This window comes from Streptomyces sp. NBC_00285, assembly GCF_036174265.1.
Taxonomy (GTDB): domain Bacteria; phylum Actinomycetota; class Actinomycetes; order Streptomycetales; family Streptomycetaceae; genus Streptomyces.
Window position 1 is genome coordinate 2,995,281 of sequence record NZ_CP108055.1, and the last position, 17,912, is coordinate 3,013,192.

Sequence of the window (17,912 nt, forward strand, 5' to 3'; positions counted from 1 at the left end):
GGTTCGGCCGTTACCGGCGGGTGTGGGTGCCATGACGATCAAGGGTAAGCGTGTGGGGCAAACGTGAACAGTGGCGACGGGACCTGCGGTTACTGGCCAGTCAGTAAGTAGGTGGACTAGTCTTCGTGGGAGAACCCCCATCCGTGTGACGCGGCGAACATCTCGCCCGGCCCCCCTGTCGAAGAGGCCATACCGGCGGGTAACGTCCGGGCAGTCCAGCCGTGCTCAGGATTTCAACCAGTGGCTGAAACCACTGGGGACCCCGAGCACTGCCCGAGCCGTGGACCGCACCGTCGCATCGCACAACGTCGTGGCGCCGGCGCCCTATGAGGAGCAGCAGTCTTGCGCGAGTTCAGCCTTCCGGCTTTGTACGAGGTCCCTGCGGACGGCAATCTCACCGACATCGTCCGGAGAAACGCCGCGCAGCACCCCGATGTCGCCGTCATCGCCCGCAAGGCGGGCGGCCAGTGGCAGGACGTGACCGCCACGGTCTTCCTGGCCGAGGTGCACGCCGCCGCCAAGGGGCTCATCGCCTCCGGCGTCCAGCCGGGCGACCGGGTCGGTCTGATGTCCCGTACCCGCTACGAGTGGACGCTGCTCGACTTCGCGATCTGGAGCGCGGGCGCGGTCACCGTGCCGGTGTACGAGACCAGCTCGGCCGAGCAGATCCAGTGGATCCTCTCCGACTCGGGCGCGACCGCCTGCGTCGTGGAGCTGGACGGCCACGCCGCGGCCGTCGAATCGGTGCGCGAGGGTCTGCCCGCGCTCAAGCACGTCTGGCAGATCGAGGGCGGCGGGGTCGAGGCACTGGGCCGCGCGGGCAAGGACATCAGCGACGCGGCCGTCGAGGAGCGCAGCTCGCTGGCGAAGGCCGACGACCCGGCGACCATCGTGTACACGAGTGGCACCACCGGCCGCCCCAAGGGCTGCGTGCTCACCCACCGCAGCTTCTTCGCCGAGTGCGGCAACATCGTGGAGCGGCTGCGCCCGCTGTTCCGCACCGGCGAGTGCTCGGTGCTGCTCTTCCTGCCGCTCGCGCACGTCTTCGGGCGGCTCGTGCAGATCGCGCCGATGATGGCGCCGATCAAGCTGGGCATGGTCCCGGACATCAAGAACCTCACCGACGAGCTGGCGTCCTTCCGGCCGACGCTGATCCTGGGCGTCCCGCGTGTCTTCGAGAAGGTCTACAACTCGGCGCGCGCCAAGGCGCAGGCGGACGGCAAGGGCAAGATCTTCGACAAGGCCGCCGACACGGCGATCGCCTACAGCAGGGCCCTGGACACCCCGTCGGGTCCGTCCCTCGGCCTGAAGATCAAATACAGGACCTTCGACAAACTCGTCTACAGCAAGCTGCGCGCGGTCCTCGGCGGCAAGGGCGAGTACGCCATCTCCGGCGGTGCCCCGCTGGGCGAGCGACTCGGGCACTTCTTCCGCGGCATCGGCTTCACGGTCCTGGAGGGCTACGGCCTGACCGAGTCCTGTGCCGCGACCGCCTTCAACCCCTGGGACCGCACGAAGATCGGCACGGTCGGGCAGCCGCTGCCCGGTTCGGTGATCCGGATCGCGGACGACGGCGAGGTGCTGCTGCACGGCGAGCACCTGTTCAAGGGCTACTGGAACAACGAGGCCGCCACGGCCGAGGCGCTGATGGACGGCTGGTTCCACACCGGGGACATCGGCACCCTCGACGAGGACGGCTACCTCCGCATCACCGGGCGCAAGAAGGAGATCATCGTCACCGCGGGCGGCAAGAACGTCGCCCCGGCCGTGATCGAGGACCGTATCCGGGCACACGCGCTGGTGGCCGAGTGCATGGTGGTGGGCGACGGGCGGCCGTTCGTGGGCGCGCTGATCACCATCGACGACGAGTTCCTGGGCCGGTGGGCCGACGAGCACGGCAAGCCGGCGGGTTCCACCGCGGCGTCGCTGGCCGGGGACGCGGACCTGAACGCGGCGATCCAGGCCGCGATCGACGACGGCAACGCCGCGGTGTCGAAGGCGGAATCGGTGCGGAAGTTCCGCATTCTGTCCTCCCAGTTCACGGAGGAGACGGGCCACCTGACGCCGTCGCTGAAGCTCAAGCGGAACGTGGTGGCGAAGGACTACGCGGACGAGATCGAGGCGATCTACGCGAAGTAGTACGCCCTCTCGCAGCAGGTCATGGCGCGGTGTCCTCGGCGAGGACCCGCGCCATGGTGCGTTCGGCGAGCGCGGTGATGGTGACGAACGGATTCACCCCGATGTTGCCGGGGATCAGCGAGCCGTCGGTGACGTACAGCTTCGAATAGCCCTTCACCCGGCCGTAGTTGTCGGTTGCCTTTCCCAGTACGCAGCCTCCCAGCGGGTGGTAGGTGAAGTCGTCGGCGAAGACTCTGCTGGGGGATCCGAAGAGGTCGTACCGGTAGATGGTCGAGTTGGCGGAGTTGATCCGGTCGAAGAGCTTCTTGGCCATGCCGGAGGAGACCGCGCTCTGCGCCGCGCTCCAGTCGAGGCCCAGCCCGCCGCTGCCGTACGAGAACCTGGCGCGCTGCGGGTTCTTGGTGATCGCCAGATAGAGGCTGACCCAGTGTTCCAGTCCCGTGGGCAGCGGGGCGATCTCCGCGAAGACGGGGTTGTCGGTGTTGGCCCAGTCGTCGATGCCCATGACCGGCATGGTCGACTGGTTGGCGCCGACGGTGTCCCACAGGTGGTTGGCGCGCCCGAGCATCGTGTTGCCGTTGGGTCCCCAGCCGGCCCCGACGCTCGTGTCCAGTGCCGGGAGCGTCCCCGACTGCTTTGACCGGAGCAGGAGTTCACTGGTCCCGAGGCTGCCGCCGCCGAGGAACAGATAGGTGCAGCCGTACTGCTTGGTCTCCACGACCGCGCCGGTGTCGTCGACGCGTTCGGCGCTCAGCACCCAACTGCCGTTGCTCGCCCGGCTGATGCCGGTGACCTTCTCCATGGTGTGGATGGTGACGTTGCCGGTGCCGAGCGCGGACGCCAGATACGTCTTGTCGAGGCTCTTCTTGCCGTAGTTGTTGCCGTAGATGACCTCCTGGCCGAGGGCGGACTTGGTGGCGGTGCCGGCGGCCTCGCGCTGCATGTAGCCGAAGTCGTAGACGCTGGGCACGAAGGTGGTCTTGAGGCCGGTGTTGGTGGCGTGCTTCCGGGAGACCCGGGTGAACTGGTACCACTCGGTCGACTCGAACCAGGCCGGGTCGACCGTGTTGACGCCGAGCATGGCGCGGGCGCGTGGGAAGTACGTGCTGTACATCTCCGCGGTGTCGACGGTCGGGAACTGCTCGGCGAAGTAGGTCTGGAGCGGGGTGACCGCCATCGAGCCGTTGACGAGGGAGCCGCCGCCGACGCCGCGGCCCACGAAGACGGACATGTTGGAGAAGTGCACCCGGTCCAGGACGCCGGGGTAGGGGTTGATGTCCTTGTTGACGACGTCCAGCCACAGGAAGCTGGCCAGCGGGGCCTCGGTGCGGGTGCGGAACCACATGGAGCGCTGGTCGGGGTTGGCGGTGTTGCAGAAGACCTTGCCGTCGGGCCCGGCGGTGTTCCAGAGCCGGCCCATCTCGAGGACGAGGGTGCGGATGCCTGCCTGGCCGAGGCGGAGGGCGGCGACGGAGGCGCCGTAGCCGGAGCCGACGACGATCGCGGGTGCGGATTCGACCGCGGCGGGCTCGTCCGCCCGGGCCGACTGGAGCCCGACGCGGGTGAAGCCGAGAGTGGCCGCCGTCTGAAGAGCGGCCATACCAAGGATCTGACGTCTACTCAGCTGACGCTGTATCAGTTTTCCTGTCATGCGCGCAGCATCGGCGGATTATCCGCCTCCGGCTATAGCAACGTCTTCAACTTTTCCGCCAACAAATCCCATCGCCACTTCTCTTCGACCCACTCCCGTCCCCGCTCCCCCATCCGCCTCCGCAGTTCCGCGTCGCCGAGGAGGACGACGATCCGCTCGGCGGCCTCCTCGACCGAACCGCCGCGCACGACCCAGCCGGTCTCACCGTCGAGCACGGCGTCCGGGGCGCCTCCGGAGTCCCCGGCGACGACGGGCAGTCCGGTCGCGGAGGCCTCCAGATAGACGATCCCGAGCCCCTCGACATCGAGCCCGCCCCGCCGCGTCCGGCACGGCATGGCGAACACGTCCCCGGCGCCGTAGTGCGCGGGCAGTTCGGCCCAGGGCACGGCTCCGGTGAAGCGCACGGAGTCGGCGACCCCGGTCTCCCGGGCGAGCCTGCGCAACTCCTTCTCGTACGGCCCGCCGCCGACGATCAGCAGGACGGCGTCGGGCTCCTGCACGAGAATCCGCGGCATGGCGAGGATCAGCGTGTCCTGCCCCTTGCGCGGCACCAGCCGCGAGACACACACCACCACCGGCCGGTCCGTCAGCCCCAGCCGCGCCCGCACGGCCTCGCCGCCCGACCCGGGGTGGAAGGTCTTCTCGTCGACCCCGGGCGGCAACTGCACCATCCGCCCGGCGGCCCGCGCCGTCAGCGCCCCGGCGATCCGCGAGCGCGTGTACTCGCCGAGGTAGGTGACGGTGTCCGTCGACTCCCCGATCCGCCTCAACAGCTGCCGTGCGGCGGGCAGTTGGGCCCACCCCGCCTCGTGCCCGTGGGTCGTGGCGACCAGCCGCTCGGCACCCGCCCGCCTGAGCGCCGGTGCCATCAGCCCGAGCGGCGCGGCCGCCCCGAACCACACCGACGTACAGCCGTGTTCACGCAGCAGCCCGACGGCCTTGCGGGTGGTCCCGGGCGTCGGCAGCAGCATGGTCGTCGAGTCCCGTACGACGGTGAAGGGCTGCTCGGCGTCGAAGGCGGCGGTGGCCTCCACGCCCTCCCGGCCGCGCTTCCAGGTGGAGGCGAGGACGACGAGGCGCTCGGGGTCGAGCCGCAGCGCCATGTTGTGCAGGAACGCCTGGATGCCACCGGGGCGGGGCGGGAAGTCGTTCGTCACGATCAGGGTCTTGTGCATCGCCGCAGACCCTACCGAACCGGCTGCTCACAGCCGGGCACGGCCGCGTTTATGGCACCCTCACAGGAGGGCGGGACATCATGTTCCCCTCAAGGTGCGGATGAGAACGGCAGGGGATCACGTGGAGACGAAGGCCGGGCGGCGGTCTCTGACCGGACTGCTGCTGACCTGGGGCGTGACCAGGCTGTTGCTCCTGCTGTGGGTCTACAAGGTGTACGTCTTCCCGGGCCCGGACGTCACCAGTGACGTGTCGGTCATCTACCAGGGCTGGTACGACGTCCTGCGCACCGGAACGTTCCCGCAGTCCGACGTGACCTGGCAGTATCCGCCCGCCGCGGCCCTCGCGATCCTCTCTCCCGCCCTGCTGCCCTTCCTGGAGTACACACAGGCATTCTTCCTGATCGCCTTCGCCGCCGACCTGGTCGTCCTGCTCCTGCTGCTGTACGCGGGCCGGCGCCCCGGGCGGCGGTTGCGGGGGGCCTGGGTGTGGGTGGCGGGCGTACCCCTGCTCGGCCCGACCGTCTACTCCCGCTACGACGTGATGGTGACCGCGGTGGCGGTCGCCGCGGTGCTCGCCGCCGCCCGGCATCCGCGGGTGGCGGGGGCGCTGGTGGGCTTCGGGGCACTGCTGAAGGTGTGGCCGGCGCTGATCCTCGTCGGGATCCGCAGGCGCAGCGTCTGGGCCTCGGCCGCGGTGACGGTCGCGGTCGTGGCCGGACTGTTCTCCGTCGCGATGCCCGGGGCCTTCGCCTTCCTGAACTTCCAGCGGGAGCGGGGCACCGAGGTGGAGTCGCTGGGCTCCCTGGTCTTCCACATCGCCCGCCACTACGGCTGGAACGGCTCCGTCCTGCTCAACTACGGCTCGGTCGAGTTCCTCGGCCCCTGGGTGACCCTCGTCAGCACGGCCGCGATCACCCTGACCGGCATGGCCTTCGGTCTGCTGCTGCTGTGGCGGCTGACGGCCACCCGGTTCGAAGCGCACACGGCGGCCGACGCGGCGCTGGTGGCGGTGCTGATGTTCACCACCACCAGCCGGGTGATCAGCCCGCAGTACATGGTGTGGCTGGTCGGCCTGGCCGCGGTGTGCCTGTGCTTCCGCGCCAGCGGGATGGGCGTGCCGGCCGCGCTGGTGCTGACGGCGTGCTTCGTCACGGTCCTGGAGTTCCCGATCTGGTTCGCGGACGTCGTGGGCAGCACCCCGCGCGGCATCGCCCTCCTGTTCGTCCGCAACGGCCTGCTGGTCCTCGCCACCGTCATCGGCATGCGCGAACTGTGGAGGGCGACGGTCCCGACGCCGGCCCCGGCGCTCCCGGCCCCGGATCAGACCGAGGCCCCGGCCCAGGAGGCCTCCGCGTCGTCCTGAACCGGACTGTCCGCCCCCGACGGCGGACTGGCCCTACGGCACCTGTTTCGCCCGCGGAGGCCGTCGAGTCGCCCGGTCAGCCGAGCTGAGTGCGCAGGTACTGCCGCCACTCCGCGGTGAAGTCGGCGAGGTCGGTGTCGAGCACCTTCGCCAGGGCCCCCTCGACCGCGCCCGGCCGCTTCCCGTGGGCACCCACGGCCCGGTAGAACTCGCCCAGCTTCGCCTCGCCCCACCGGTCCGCGATCATCCGGCAGGCCATCCAGCCGCCCTCGTAGGACAGCGCGAGCCCGGTCGCGGTGCCGCTGAAGCCGAAGTCCGCGTCGGACGGCAGGGCTGCCGGGACCCGGCGCTCGGCAACGGCCTCCCCCAGCTCCGGCGCGGCCTCGGCCGGGGTGCGCCCGGTACCGCGGTAGCCGACCCAGTCCGCGTACCCCTCGGACAGCCACAGCGGGGTCGCGGCGGAGGTGTCGGCGCGGGTGGCGACGTGGGTGGTCTCGTGGGTGAGCACGACCTGCCGGCCCAGGGTGCCGAGGAGGCCGTACGCGTCGGGGTTGACGATGATCCGGTCCGCGGGCGCCTGCGCGGGGGCGCCCGTCTCGCCGGTGGTGACGGCGGCGATCCCGCGGTACGAGGAGGCGGGCGAGCCGAGCAGGCCGGCCATGCCCTCCAGGGACTTCGGTACGAGCACGACGACATGGCGGGACCACGCGGTGCCCCAGGCGTCCGACACGGCCGGCACCGCCCGGTCGGCCAGCTCCGCGAAGGTGTGCAGCTTCTCGCCGGACTGTCCGACGCCGAGGACCAGGCTGCGCTTCCCCCTGACCACGGTCACCTCACCCTGGTCCCACAGCTGTTGCGAGGCCTTCGTGGCGGGCTTCTCACTGACGACGTACCACTGACCGGACGCGTCCAGGGAGAGGTCCAGGACGCGGGCGGCGGTGACCGGGGCCCGGTCGTAGCCCTGGACCTGGTAGCGCAGTTCGGCGTCGGCGGTGGCCGTGGAGCCGTCGCGGTGCACGCCGGTGACCTTGTAGGACCAGGTGGCGAGCGGTACCGCGCTGACGTCCTGGAACCAGCCCGCGGCACCGGTCTCGGCTATCGCCGCACTGTCCCGGTCCAGGACCGCGGCTGCCCTCCGGTCGAGGACGTGCTGTACGTCGGCCCTCGCGGTGTCGGCGGCCGTCGGCCTGCCGCCGCACGCCACGAGGGAGACGAGCAGCAGGCACACCACCACGGCACCGTGTCCCGACGCCCGCCTTCGACCAGCCATGTTTCCCGATCGTACGGGCTCACGGGTTCCCGGTCAGGGGCGCGTGACCGTCGCGCCCGGCATCATGCCCACCGGGTCGTAGCGGACCGGGGCGCCGGGGTAGGGGGCGTGGACGACCTGGCCGTTGCCGACGTACATGCCGACGTGACTGGCGTCGCCCCGGTAGGTGACCAGGTCGCCGGGCCGGGCCTCGGAGAGCGGGACCTGGCGGCCCGCGTAGCGCTGGGCCTGCGAGGTGCGTGGCAGGGAGACCCCGGCCTGGGCGTACGACCACTGCATCAGGCCCGAACAGTCGAAGGCGCCCGGCCCGTTGGCGCCCCACACGTACGGCTTGCCGACCGCGGACTGCGCGGCGGCCACGGCGGCGGCCGCCCGGCCCGAGGGCGCCACGGCACCGGTGAGGTCGGGCAGCTCGTCGCGGCCCGAGCGGGAGGCCCGGTCGTACGCGGCGCGCTCGTCGGACGGCAGGGAGTTGAGCAGTGCGCGCGCCCGGGCGAGCTTCCTCTCCACGGTCCGCTTGTGGGAGGCGACAGCCTTGCGGCTCGTCTCCAGGTCGGCGAGCTTGCGGGCCGCCTCGGTGCGGTCCTGGGCGAGTTCGCGCATGGCCTCCTGGAGGTCCTTGAGCTCACCTGCCTGGCGGGCGTTGATCCGGTCGAGGACGGCGGCCTTGTCGAGGTAGTCGTCCGGGTCGTCGGAGAACAGCAGCGCGAGGGACGGGTCGAGTCCGCCGGAGCGGTACTGCGCCCCGGCCAGCGAACCGAGCGACTCCCGCATGGAGTTGATGCGCTCCTGCTGCCGGGCGATACCGTCCTGAGCGGTGCCGACCTCCTCGCGCAGCGAGTCGGCGCGCTCGTCGGCCTTGTTGTAGGCCTCGGTGGCCTGCTCGGCCTGCTCGTAGAGACGGTCCACCTCGGCCCGGGTGCCTTCGGACGGGGCGGCGTGCGCCGGTACGGCACCGAGCGCGGCGGCCGCCGCGGACAGTGCGCACAGGGCGACACCGGCGCCCCGGTTGAACCCGGACGTCTGGACAAGGCGGCGATGGGACCCCACGGAGGCCGCGCTCCTTCCATTGGCGGACGAGAACGCGGCAGACAGTAGCCCCGGGAACGGGGCCCGGCCAAAGACCTCAAGAGGTGCATAACGTGACGCCCCGCCTCAGACGCAGGTCATGGGCGGGGCGTGGAGTCAGATGAGGTTGTCGCGATTCGCCCGAACGGGGGTCGGGCCGTGGTGTGTCAGATCCGCACGCCGAACTGGAACGGCATGTTGTTGATCGACTCGTAGCGCACGACGGTGCCGGTGCGCGGGGCGTGGATGACCTGGCCGTTGCCCGCGTACAGGGCGACGTGGTGCAGGTCGCCGTAGAAGATGACCAGGTCGCCGACCTTGAGGTCGCTCATGCTGTAGATGCGCGTGCCGGCGTTGGCCTGGGCCTGGGAGGTGCGCGGGATGGTGATGCCGGCCTGGGCGTAGGCCCAGGAGGTCAGACCCGAGCAGTCGTAGGAGGCGGTGCCGGTGGCGCCGTAGACGTACGGCTTGCCGAGCTGGGTCTGGGCGGCGTTGAAGGCCGCCTGGGCCCGGGCGGAGGACGCGGGGGCGTCACCGAGGTCCACGCGCTCGGTGGCGGAGCGGCTGGCGCGGGAGTCGGCGGCGGCGAGCGCGGCCTTCTCGGCGGCCGTCAGCGAGTTGAGGAGCTTCTGCGCCTCGGCGAGCTTGCCCTGAACGGCCTTCTTCTGCTTGGCCAGTTCGGTGCGCGTGCTCGCGAGGTCCTGGAGCTTCTCGGAGGCCTCGGCGCGGTCCTGGGCCAGCTCGCGCTGCTTCTCCTGGATCTTCTTCAGCGCCTCGACCTGCTGGGAGCTGAGCTGGTCCGCGGTGGAGGCCTTGTCCAGGTAGTCGTCCGGGTTCGACGACAGGAACAGCTGGAGCGAGGGGTCGATGGAGCCGGTGCGGTACTGCGCGGCGGCCGCGAGGCCCATGGAGTCCCGGAGTTCGTTCAGGTCGCCCTGGCCACGAGCCACGTTGTCCTGGATGGTGGAGATCTCCTTCTGGAGCGTCTCCTGCTTCTCCTTGGCGCCGTTCAGCTTCTCGGTGGCCTGCTCGGCCTGCTCGTAGAGCGCGTCGACCTTCGCCTTGACCTCGTCCTTGCTCGGCTTCTCGCTCGGCGCGGCATTGGCGGCATTGGCACTGAGGGCCACGGCGGCAGCGGCTGCGGTCGTGAGCACGGTCACGCGCGTACGGCTCGGCTGCTTGGGTCGACGGTGGGACGCCACGGAGGTGAACTCCTTCTTTTGAGTGATCACCCGCTCGGAGGTTCGAGCCCAGACATTAGTGACCTTCCTGTGATCAGATCAAATCCTCAGGAGCAAAATCTCGTCACGGCATGCATTCGTGACCCATAACTCACATGCAGTCATACCCGGTTGACGCTACGTTGCGTGACGATCCCGCCAATTCGGGCATTAAACCTGGAACTTCAAGGTTTAGGACAAGCGCTTCAGAAGCACCGCAGAAGCGACCGGCCGCGCTCCCGCCTTCGCGATCCCGTCGGCGACCTCACGGTCGGTCGACGCGACGATCACCGGCCGCCCGGGCGGCTCGGCGCGCACCAGCTGACGGATCAACTCGTCGGCGGTGATACCCGGCTTGGAGAACAGCACCCGCACCCCGCGCGGCGGCGCGAGCAGCACCGGCGCGACCAGCTCGGCCCCGTCGAAGACACAGGTCACCTCCGCCCCGGTCTGCGCGGCGAGCTGGGAGAGCTGCCCGAGGAGCCTCAGACGCTGCTTCTCCAGCGGCATCTGGGGATAGCCGGTCTTGGTGACGTTGTAGCCGTCGACCACCAAGTGCGCCTGGGGCAGGGCCAGAAGCTGGTCCAGGATCGCGGGGTCGTTCTCGGACAGCGCCCGCGCGGCGATGTCCTTCGGGGTCATACGTCCCGGTTCGACCGCGTCCACGGTCTCGGCGGGTCGTACGGACACGGGCGGCAACGCCAGTTCCCGCCGCAGCCCCTGGGCCGCGTCCAGAACGGTGTCGAGGAGCAGCCGCACGCGCATGTCCTCGACGCTGCGCCCCTCCCGTGCCGCTCGGCGCGTGGCCTCCAGCGCGGTCTCCACCTCCCCGAGGCGGCCCTTGAGACGCCTGCTCTCGCTCTCGGCGGCGGACACCTGGACCTGCGCCTCGGTGCGGGCGGTCTCCGTCTCGGCCTGCAGCTTGCGCAGGGCCGCCTCGCCGCGCTTGACGTCACTGAGTGCCGCGCGGAGCTTGCGGTGAAGCGATTCGGCTTCCTTCTTGGCGGACTCCAGCTCGCCGCGCATCCGCTCGGTCTCGGTCCGCGTCTGACTGCGGGCGGCCGTGAGCTCCTCGCGCAGCCGCTCCAGTTCGGCGCGGCTCTCCTCGTCGGCCCGCTCGGCGTCCGCCCGCTGGGCCTCCTCGCCTGCTGCGGCGACCAGCTTGACCCAGCCGGTGGGCCGCAGAACGTAGGCCGCGGCCGCCACATCGAGCGGATCCGCGGCCGGGGGCGGAGCACCGGAGTCGAGGGCACCGGCAAGCTCCGGCTGGGCCTCTCTGAACTTCTCCCCGATGCGCTGACGGAACAGCGGATCGGTCTCCAGCGCGGCCGCCATCGCGTTGCCCGCGAACTTGGCCCGACGGTTCGGTGCGAAGCGCGCGTACTGCCGCAGCTGTGCGGGCAGTTCCCCGACGGTCAGGCCGCCGAAGCCGTCCGAGACGATGTGCACGACCCTGCGCCGCACACCGTCGGGCAGCGGACGGTCGAGCACCTCGGCGGCGCCGTCGCCCGGCTCCCCGCCTGTGGTCTCCACCATCCGTCACACCCCAAAATGCCCGCGGGGGCCGCTCCGCTCAGGAGTCGGCGCCCGGCCTGTCCACGAGTTCCACCTGATCCACGGCGTTGCACCAGCGGCACCGCACCGACTCGATGGTCTCACTGACCACCTCGCGCTCCTCGACCTTCGGTTCCCCGGCCAGGTCGAGGTGGACGTACTCGACCACCTTCGACGAACGGGTCACATCGAAGCGCGTGAGATTGCCGCAGAGGGTGCAGCGCCACCGCGTCGAGGCGGTCGGGAGGGGAACCGTCATCGTGGCTGTGCTCTTTCCTTCTAGGCCTCTATTGTCCGCCACAAACCGGGGTCCCCGGTGTGTGGCTCGTAACCCTAAGGCCTGGCGGGTACTCGCCGCTCGGGCGTCCACGGCGGCGAGGCGGTCTGTTCGGTTGCGTCCCGTTACGTCATGCTCTGTGTTCATGATCAGCAACCGGAGAGTGACGGTCGGTGGACCACGCGGGTCGCTGTGGGGGCCGGCACCGGTCACCTACGGCCTGATCGCCCTGTGCTGCCTCATCTTCCTGGCCGGCCCCGCCTCGGGCCTCAACCCGTCGTACGGCACCGGAGACTCGCTCCTGGCCGCCCAGCAGGCCTATTTCCACCGCTGGGGCGTGGTCCCCGCCGAGCTCTTCCAGGGCTCCCCCGGCGCCGCCCTCACCCCGGCCACCGCCCTGTTCATCCACGGCAGCTGGGTGCATCTGCTGGGCAACATGCTCTTCCTGTACGTCTTCGGGGTGATGACCGAGGAACGCCTGGGCCGCATGCAGTTCCTCCTCTTCTACGTCGGCTGCGGCTACCTCGCACTGGTGGGCTACGCAGCTGCCAACGCCGGCTCCGAGCAGTCCCTGGTCGGGGCCTCCGGGGCGATCTCCGCGGTCCTCGGAGCGGTGCTGTACCTGTTCCCCGGGGCCCGGGTGACCAGTCTCCTGCCCTTCCTCTTCTTCCTCCCGCTGCGCTTCCCCGCCTGGGTCGTCCTCCCCTTCTGGGCGTCCCTGCAGTGGCTGGCGGCGGGCCGGGCGAGCGAGGGGCCGGGGGTGGCCTATCTGGCCCACCTGGTGGGCTTCGGCCTGGGCCTGGTCTTCGCCTGGGTGCGATTCGGCCGTACGACTAGAGTGAAGGCCGCCCCAGCAACGGCCCCCGAGGGAGAGAACACACCGTGATCACCGCGATCGTCCTCATCAAGACCAGCGTGGACCGGATCCCCGAGATCGCGGAGCGGATCGCCGCACTGGAATCCGTGAGTGAGGTCTTCTCCGTCACGGGCACCTACGACCTGATCGCCATGGTCCGGGTGAAGCAGCACGAGGACCTCGCCGAGGTCATCCCGGGCAGCATCAGCAAGATCCCCGGCGTGGAGGGCACGGACACCCACGTGGCGTTCCGCACGTACTCCCAGCACGACCTGGAAGCCGCGTTCGCGATCGGCCTCGACGGCTAGGAGTCGAGCGTGAGCACGGTGATGCCGTCGGCGGTGGCGACGTACACGCGGCCGCCCCGGACGACCGGGCTCTGGGTCCCGACGGACGCCCCGCCCTCGACGCGCTTCTGCCACATCTGCCGACCCTTGCGGTCGACCCCGTAGAGCGTCGAGCCGCGGCGCACGTAGACGGTGTCGCCGACGACCGTCGGGTTGCTGTACTGGCTTCCCTCATCGGTGAACTGGAAGGACCACGCCGTCGACCCGTCGGCGGGGTCCAGGGCCACGAGTTCGAAGTCGGACGCGGTGACGCCCAGGCCGGCGAAGGGCACGCAGGTGAGGTAGCGGCCCCCGTACACCTTGTTGTTGGTCGAGTCCCAGAGCGGCTTGCCCGCGCGGCTGAGGCCGTGCAGCATCTGCTCGCCGCCCGATCCGACCAGCAGTGTGCCGCCGACCAGCGCGGGCCGCCCGGGGTCGGCGCCGGCCTTGGTGGCCCACAGCCGCCTGCCGCTCTTCGCGTCCAGCGCCTGCACCTGGTCCCCGAAGGTGCCGACGTACACCACGCCGTCCGCCACCAGGGGCTCACCGGTGGGCGCCGGTCCGGTCGGCGTGGACCAGCGCACGCTGCCGTCGGGGGCGTAGGCCCGCACCCCGCCCGCGTCCGAACCGTTGCCGTAGGACACCAGGATCAGTTGCCCCTCGGTGACCAGGAACTGACTGTTCGAGGCGAACGCCCTGGTCCAGCGGACCTTGCCGCCCCTGCCGAGCGCGCACAGCTTGGAGGCGCCCTCCTGGTCGTCCTCCAGCAGGCAGTACACGCCCTGGGCGGTGGCGAGCGGAGACATGGTCTCGGTGCCCAGCGCGGTGTGCCAGACGGTCCGCCCGTCCAGGTCCAGCGCGTGCAGCGAGCGGTCCGCGCCACCGACGTACACCCGCGTGCCGTCCGGCGAGATCGCGGCGCAGGGGCCGCGCCGCCCGCCGAGCCCCTGGACCTTGTACTGCCAGCCCGTCGCGGACGTGGGCGCCTTGGACCCCGTACCGGGCGCCCCCGCCCCGCCCTTGACGGAGTCCGACGGGTCCCGCAGCCACAGCCAGCCGCCCACGCCGCCGGCCGTCACGACCCCGGCACCGCCCGCCACGGCCCGCAGCAGCCGGCGCCGGGACGGCGGGGCGGGCGTCGGCGAGACGTGGGTGACCGGAGGGACGTGCGCGACGGTCGCGGGCGCCACGTACTCGACCCGGCTCTCCCGTTCTCCCGAGTCGTGCGCGGGAACCCAGCGCGCACCGCCCTGAGCGGCCTCGGGTTCCTTCACGGCACCGGGGGCGTACCACCCCGCCCGCAGTTGCTCGCGCAGCGAGCCCGGGGTGTGCCCCGCGGCCGCGACCAGCTCCGCGGTCGTCGGCCGCGCGCCGGGGTCGTCCCGCAGACACGCCTCCACCAGCGGCAGCTGTTCCTCCGGTACGGCGGACAGATCGACGTCCCCGGTCAGGATCCGCAGCAGAACGACCGAATCCTGCCCCTCGCCGAACGGTTCCTTCCCGCCGGACGCGTACGCGAGGACCGCGCCCAGGGAGAAGACGTCACTGGCCGGCACCACCTGGGCGCCGTTGCGGATCTGCTCGGGCGAGAGATAGCCGACCGACCCGACGACCACGCCGGTCCGGGTGAGCGCGGTCCCTTCCAGCGCCCGCACGATCCCGAAGTCGATGACCCGGGGCCCGTCCGGCGAGAGCAGGATGTTGGAGGGTTTGAGGTCCCGGTGCACCAGTCCCTTGCCGTGGATCGCGGCGAGGGCCTCGGCGAGCGCGGCGGCCAGCAGCCGTACCGCGTCCGCGGGCAGCGGCCCCCGGTCGAGCACCGCGTCGCGCAGGTTGGGCCCGGCCACGAACTCGGTCGCCATCCACGGTCGCGCGGCCTCGGTGTCCGCGTCCACGACCCGCGCGGTGTACGTGCCCGCCCCGCCGACGGTCTGCGCGGCCCGCACCTCGTGCCGGAACCGGGCGCGGAAGGTGCGGTCCTCGGCGTGCTCGGCCCGTACGACCTTCACGGCCAGCCGCAGCCCGCCCCGCGCCTCGGCGAGATACACCTCGCCCATGCCGCCGGACCCGAGTCTGCCCAGGACCCCGTAGGGCCCGATGGTCCGCGGGTCCGTCTCGCGCAGCTCCTGCACCCCGTGCTCCCCCTGCATTTCGTACGGCTGCCGAGGGGGAGCGTATACGCGCGCCCGCCGTCCGTACGTCAGACGGCGGGGACGCAGCGGCCGTCCTCGGTGCGGTACGTCCACTTCGCACCGTCCGCGACCAGTTCCTTCACAGCCTGCACGAACCGCTCGACGTGCTCGTCCGGCGTGCCCGCGCCGAAGCTCACCCGGATCGCGTTGAGGGACTTCTCGCCGGGCGCGGCCTCGGGGGCCCCGCACTCGCCCTGGGCCTGCGGGTCGCTGCCCAGGAGGGTGCGCAGGAGGGGGTGGGCGCAGAAGAGGCCGTCGCGGACGCCGATGCCGTACTCGGCGGACAGGGCGGCGGCGAAGTGGGAGCTGTTCCAGCCCTCGACGACGAAGGAGATCACGCCGACGCGGGGGGCGTCGTCGCCGAAGAGGGACAGGACACGGACCTCGGGGACCTCTGCCAGTCCTTCACGAACCCTGGAGATCAGGTACTGCTCGCGGGCCACCAGGCTGTCGAAGCCGGCTTCCGTGAGCGCCTTGCAGGCCGACGCGATGGAGTAGGCGCCGATGACGTTGGGGGAACCGGCCTCGTGGCGGGCGGCCGTGTCGTGCCACTCGACGTCCACTCCCCCGTCCTCGCGCCGGGTGACCTTGCGGCTGGCGCCGCCGCCGGCGAGGTAGGGATCGGCGGCCCGCAGCCAGTCGGCCCGGCCCGCGAGGACGCCGGAGCCGAAGGGGGCGTACAGCTTGTGGCCGGAGAACGCGATCCAGTCGACGTCGAGGTCCTGCACGGAGACCGGGTGGTGCGGGGCCAGCTGGGCGGCGTCGAGGACGATCCGGGCGCCGTGCGCGTGGGCGGCGGCGGCCAGCTCGCGGACCGGCCACAGCTCGCCGGTGACGTTGGAGGCGCCGGTGACGCAGACCAGGGCCGGGCCCTGGGGGTCACGGACGGCGAGGGCCCTCTCCAGGGTCTCGACGGCCTGTCGCGGGGTGCGCGGGGCGTCGAGGTAGCTGACCCGGGCGTCCTGCCAGGGCAGCAGGCTCGCGTGGTGCTCGGTCTCGAAGACGAAGACCTGGCAGTCGGCGGGGAGAGCGGCGGCGAGGAGGTTGAGCGAGTCGGTGGTGGACCGGGTGAAGACCAGCTGGTCGTCGTCACGGCAGTCGAGGAACTCGGCGACGGTCCTGCGGGCGTTCTCGAAGAGGTCGGTCGACAGCTGGGAGAGGTAGCCGGCACCGCGGTGCACGCTGCCGTAGTAGGGCGCGTACGCCGCCACGTCGTCCCAGACCCGCTGGAGGGCCGGTGCGCTGGCCGCGTAGTCCAGCGCCGCGTAGGTGACCTCGCCGCCGGTGACGAGCGGCACGGTGACATCCCTGCCCAGAACGGGCAACTGGGCACAAATGGTCTGGACGGGGGCAGCGGTGGAGACAGACATGGGGAACTCCCGTGAAAGAGAAAGGTGAGATGGGTGCGCGGAGGCGGGGCTCGGCGGCCCTATCGCATTCGATTGCTCACGGAAGACTCCCTCGAACGACCAGGACCCCTGGTGTCGAGAGGGGCCCGCGCTTGCCGTAGACCTCACTGCCTACGGCCTGGTCTTCACCCGGGGCACCCCGCCACGGACGGAGGGTTGCCGGACAGTCGGCCGGGGCCTCATGACTGTCACTCATGACCTGGTACAGAAACGTACGGGAAGTGATCGCGGTCCCGCAACCGGTGTCCGAACTACGGGACCGCGATGCCCTGCTATGCGTTGCTCGCGGCCACCCAGCGCTCCAGCGTCCGCTTCGCCGCGCCCGAGTCGATCGACTCCGCGGCCCTGTCCATCCCGGCCCGCAACTGCTCGGCGAGCGTCCCGGGGCCGGGGTCCAGGGCCACCAGCCCGGCCGCCGCGTTCAGCAGTACGGCGTCCCGTACGGGCCCCGTCTCGCCGTCCAGCAGGCGCAGCGCCACGTCGGCGTTGTAGGAGGGGTCCGCACCCCGCAGCGCCTCCACCGGGACCAGCTCGATGCCGACGTCCCTGGGGTCGAAGCTCTCCTCGGTGACCTTGCCGTCGCGGACGATCCACACCCGGGACGTGGACGTCGTGGTCAGCTCGTCGAACCCGTCGTCGCCGCGGAAGACGAGGGAGGAGTTGCCCCGCTCGGCCAGGACCCCGGCGATGAGCGGCGCCAGACGGGGGTCGGCGACTCCCACGGCCTGAGCCTTCACCCTCGCCGGGTTGGTCAGCGGGCCGAGTGCGTTGAAGGTGGTCCGGATCCCCAACTGCCCTCGCGCGGCGGCCACATGACGCAGTGCCGGATGGAACTTGACCGCGAAGCAGAAGGTGATCCCGGCCTCCTCGGCCACCTCGGCCACCCGCTTCGGCGTCAGCTCCAGATTGACGCCGAGCTTCTCCAGGACGTCCGAGGCGCCGGACGCGGAGGATGCGGCCCGGTTGCCGTGCTTGACGACCTTCGCGCCCGTGCCGGCGATGACGATCGACGACATCGTGGAGATGTTCACCGTCTTCGCGCCGTCGCCGCCCGTGCCGACGATGTCGACGGTCCGTCCCGGCACCTCGATCACGTTCGCGTGCTCGTACATCGTGCGGACGAGCCCGGTGATCTCCTCGACGGTCTCGCCCTTGGCCCGCAGCGCCACCGCGAAACCGGCGATCTGCGCGTCCGTCGCCTCACCGCGCATGATCAGGTCCATCGCCCAGGCGGTGTCGTCGGCGGACAGGTCACGGCCGTCCAGCAGGCCGTTGAGCAGGGCGGGCCAGGAACGGCCCGCCGCGGTGTCGCCTCCAGCGGGGGTCACAGCGCTCATGGGGCCGCTCCAGATGTCGTAGAGAAGTCTGCCCCCACCCTATCCAGCCCGGTGCACGGCGAAGGGCCCCGTCCG

The 17,912-nt window shown here is 71.1% G+C and carries 14 protein-coding genes and 1 riboswitch; of the genes, 4 read left to right on the forward strand and 10 right to left on the reverse strand.

Features of this window, described 5'->3' with window-relative positions; all coding sequences use genetic code 11:
* Positions 1-342 precede the first annotated feature (342 nt).
* Positions 343-2,139: an AMP-dependent synthetase/ligase gene (locus tag OHT57_RS13830; protein WP_328746671.1), complete on the forward strand. Its 1,797-nt coding sequence runs from the start codon at positions 343-345 to the stop codon at positions 2,137-2,139.
* A gap of 19 nt (positions 2,140-2,158) precedes the next feature.
* Here the strand turns inward: OHT57_RS13830 and OHT57_RS13835 are convergent, their stop codons facing one another.
* Complete coding sequence (locus OHT57_RS13835; protein WP_328746672.1) at positions 2,159-3,739, reverse strand: GMC oxidoreductase; 1,581 nt, start codon at positions 3,737-3,739, stop codon at positions 2,159-2,161.
* Between the two features lie 83 nt (positions 3,740-3,822).
* Positions 3,823-4,965 (reverse strand): glycosyltransferase family 4 protein, encoded by a 1,143-nt coding sequence (locus tag OHT57_RS13840; protein ID WP_328746673.1) that lies wholly within the window; start codon positions 4,963-4,965, stop codon positions 3,823-3,825.
* Positions 4,966-5,086: 121 nt separating this feature from the next.
* Here OHT57_RS13840 and OHT57_RS13845 point away from each other — a divergent pair, with 121 nt between their 5' ends.
* Positions 5,087-6,328, forward strand: a complete 1,242-nt coding sequence (locus OHT57_RS13845; RefSeq protein WP_328746674.1) for a glycosyltransferase 87 family protein — start codon at positions 5,087-5,089, stop codon at positions 6,326-6,328.
* Between the two features lie 76 nt (positions 6,329-6,404).
* Here the strand turns inward: OHT57_RS13845 and OHT57_RS13850 are convergent, their stop codons facing one another.
* The 5 genes from OHT57_RS13850 to OHT57_RS13870 all read right to left on the reverse strand — a co-directional run bounded on the left by OHT57_RS13850 (position 6,405) and on the right by OHT57_RS13870 (position 11,699).
* Positions 6,405-7,598 carry a hypothetical protein gene (locus tag OHT57_RS13850; protein WP_328746675.1) on the reverse strand — a complete coding sequence of 398 codons (1,194 nt, stop codon included), beginning with the start codon at positions 7,596-7,598 and terminating at the stop codon, positions 6,405-6,407.
* A gap of 33 nt (positions 7,599-7,631) precedes the next feature.
* Positions 7,632-8,648 carry a C40 family peptidase gene (locus tag OHT57_RS13855; protein ID WP_328746676.1) on the reverse strand — a complete coding sequence of 339 codons (1,017 nt, stop codon included), beginning with the start codon at positions 8,646-8,648 and terminating at the stop codon, positions 7,632-7,634.
* Between the two features lie 185 nt (positions 8,649-8,833).
* Positions 8,834-9,868 (reverse strand): C40 family peptidase, encoded by a 1,035-nt coding sequence (locus OHT57_RS13860; protein WP_328746677.1) that lies wholly within the window; start codon positions 9,866-9,868, stop codon positions 8,834-8,836.
* A 210-nt stretch (positions 9,869-10,078) separates the two neighbouring features.
* Positions 10,079-11,422, reverse strand: a complete 1,344-nt coding sequence (locus tag OHT57_RS13865; RefSeq protein WP_328746678.1) for an NYN domain-containing protein — start codon at positions 11,420-11,422, stop codon at positions 10,079-10,081.
* A gap of 37 nt (positions 11,423-11,459) precedes the next feature.
* Entirely contained in the window at positions 11,460-11,699 is a 240-nt protein-coding gene (locus OHT57_RS13870) for a hypothetical protein (protein WP_020137397.1), read from the reverse strand.
* A gap of 163 nt (positions 11,700-11,862) precedes the next feature.
* On the opposite strand from OHT57_RS13870, the gene OHT57_RS13875 reads away from it, so the two are divergent.
* Positions 11,863-12,603, forward strand: a complete 741-nt coding sequence (locus OHT57_RS13875; RefSeq protein WP_328746679.1) for a rhomboid family intramembrane serine protease — start codon at positions 11,863-11,865, stop codon at positions 12,601-12,603.
* Complete coding sequence (locus OHT57_RS13880) at positions 12,600-12,881, forward strand: Lrp/AsnC family transcriptional regulator (protein ID WP_057611794.1); 282 nt, start codon at positions 12,600-12,602, stop codon at positions 12,879-12,881. Before OHT57_RS13875 ends, OHT57_RS13880 begins: the two co-directional genes overlap by 4 nt.
* On the opposite strand, the gene OHT57_RS13885 is transcribed toward OHT57_RS13880, so the two are convergent.
* From OHT57_RS13885 to trpD, 3 genes are all read right to left on the reverse strand, one after another.
* Positions 12,878-15,031 carry a serine/threonine-protein kinase gene (locus tag OHT57_RS13885; protein ID WP_328746680.1) on the reverse strand — a complete coding sequence of 718 codons (2,154 nt, stop codon included), beginning with the start codon at positions 15,029-15,031 and terminating at the stop codon, positions 12,878-12,880. The genes OHT57_RS13880 and OHT57_RS13885 overlap by 4 nt on opposite strands.
* A gap of 68 nt (positions 15,032-15,099) precedes the next feature.
* Complete coding sequence (locus OHT57_RS13890; protein WP_328746681.1) at positions 15,100-16,461, reverse strand: aminotransferase class V-fold PLP-dependent enzyme; 1,362 nt, start codon at positions 16,459-16,461, stop codon at positions 15,100-15,102.
* Between the two features lie 122 nt (positions 16,462-16,583).
* Positions 16,584-16,700, reverse strand: a riboswitch (SAM riboswitch).
* Positions 16,701-16,772: 72 nt separating this feature from the next.
* Entirely contained in the window at positions 16,773-17,837 is a 1,065-nt protein-coding gene (gene trpD / locus OHT57_RS13895; RefSeq protein ID WP_328746682.1) for an anthranilate phosphoribosyltransferase, read from the reverse strand.
* Positions 17,838-17,912 lie beyond the last annotated feature (75 nt).

Coding starts and splice junctions, on each gene's coding strand:
- trpD (WP_328746682.1), bottom strand. CDS start 17,837: ATGAGCGCTGTGACCCCCGCTGGAGGCGACACCGCGGCGGGCCGTTCC.
- OHT57_RS13890 (WP_328746681.1), bottom strand. CDS start 16,461: ATGTCTGTCTCCACCGCTGCCCCCGTCCAGACCATTTGTGCCCAGTTG.
- OHT57_RS13850 (WP_328746675.1), bottom strand. CDS start 7,598: ATGGCTGGTCGAAGGCGGGCGTCGGGACACGGTGCCGTGGTGGTGTGC.
- OHT57_RS13875 (WP_328746679.1), top strand. CDS start 11,863: ATGATCAGCAACCGGAGAGTGACGGTCGGTGGACCACGCGGGTCGCTG.
- OHT57_RS13835 (WP_328746672.1), bottom strand. CDS start 3,739: ATGGCCGCTCTTCAGACGGCGGCCACTCTCGGCTTCACCCGCGTCGGG.
- OHT57_RS13870 (WP_020137397.1), bottom strand. CDS start 11,699: ATGACGGTTCCCCTCCCGACCGCCTCGACGCGGTGGCGCTGCACCCTC.
- OHT57_RS13840 (WP_328746673.1), bottom strand. CDS start 4,965: ATGCACAAGACCCTGATCGTGACGAACGACTTCCCGCCCCGCCCCGGT.
- OHT57_RS13865 (WP_328746678.1), bottom strand. CDS start 11,422: ATGGTGGAGACCACAGGCGGGGAGCCGGGCGACGGCGCCGCCGAGGTG.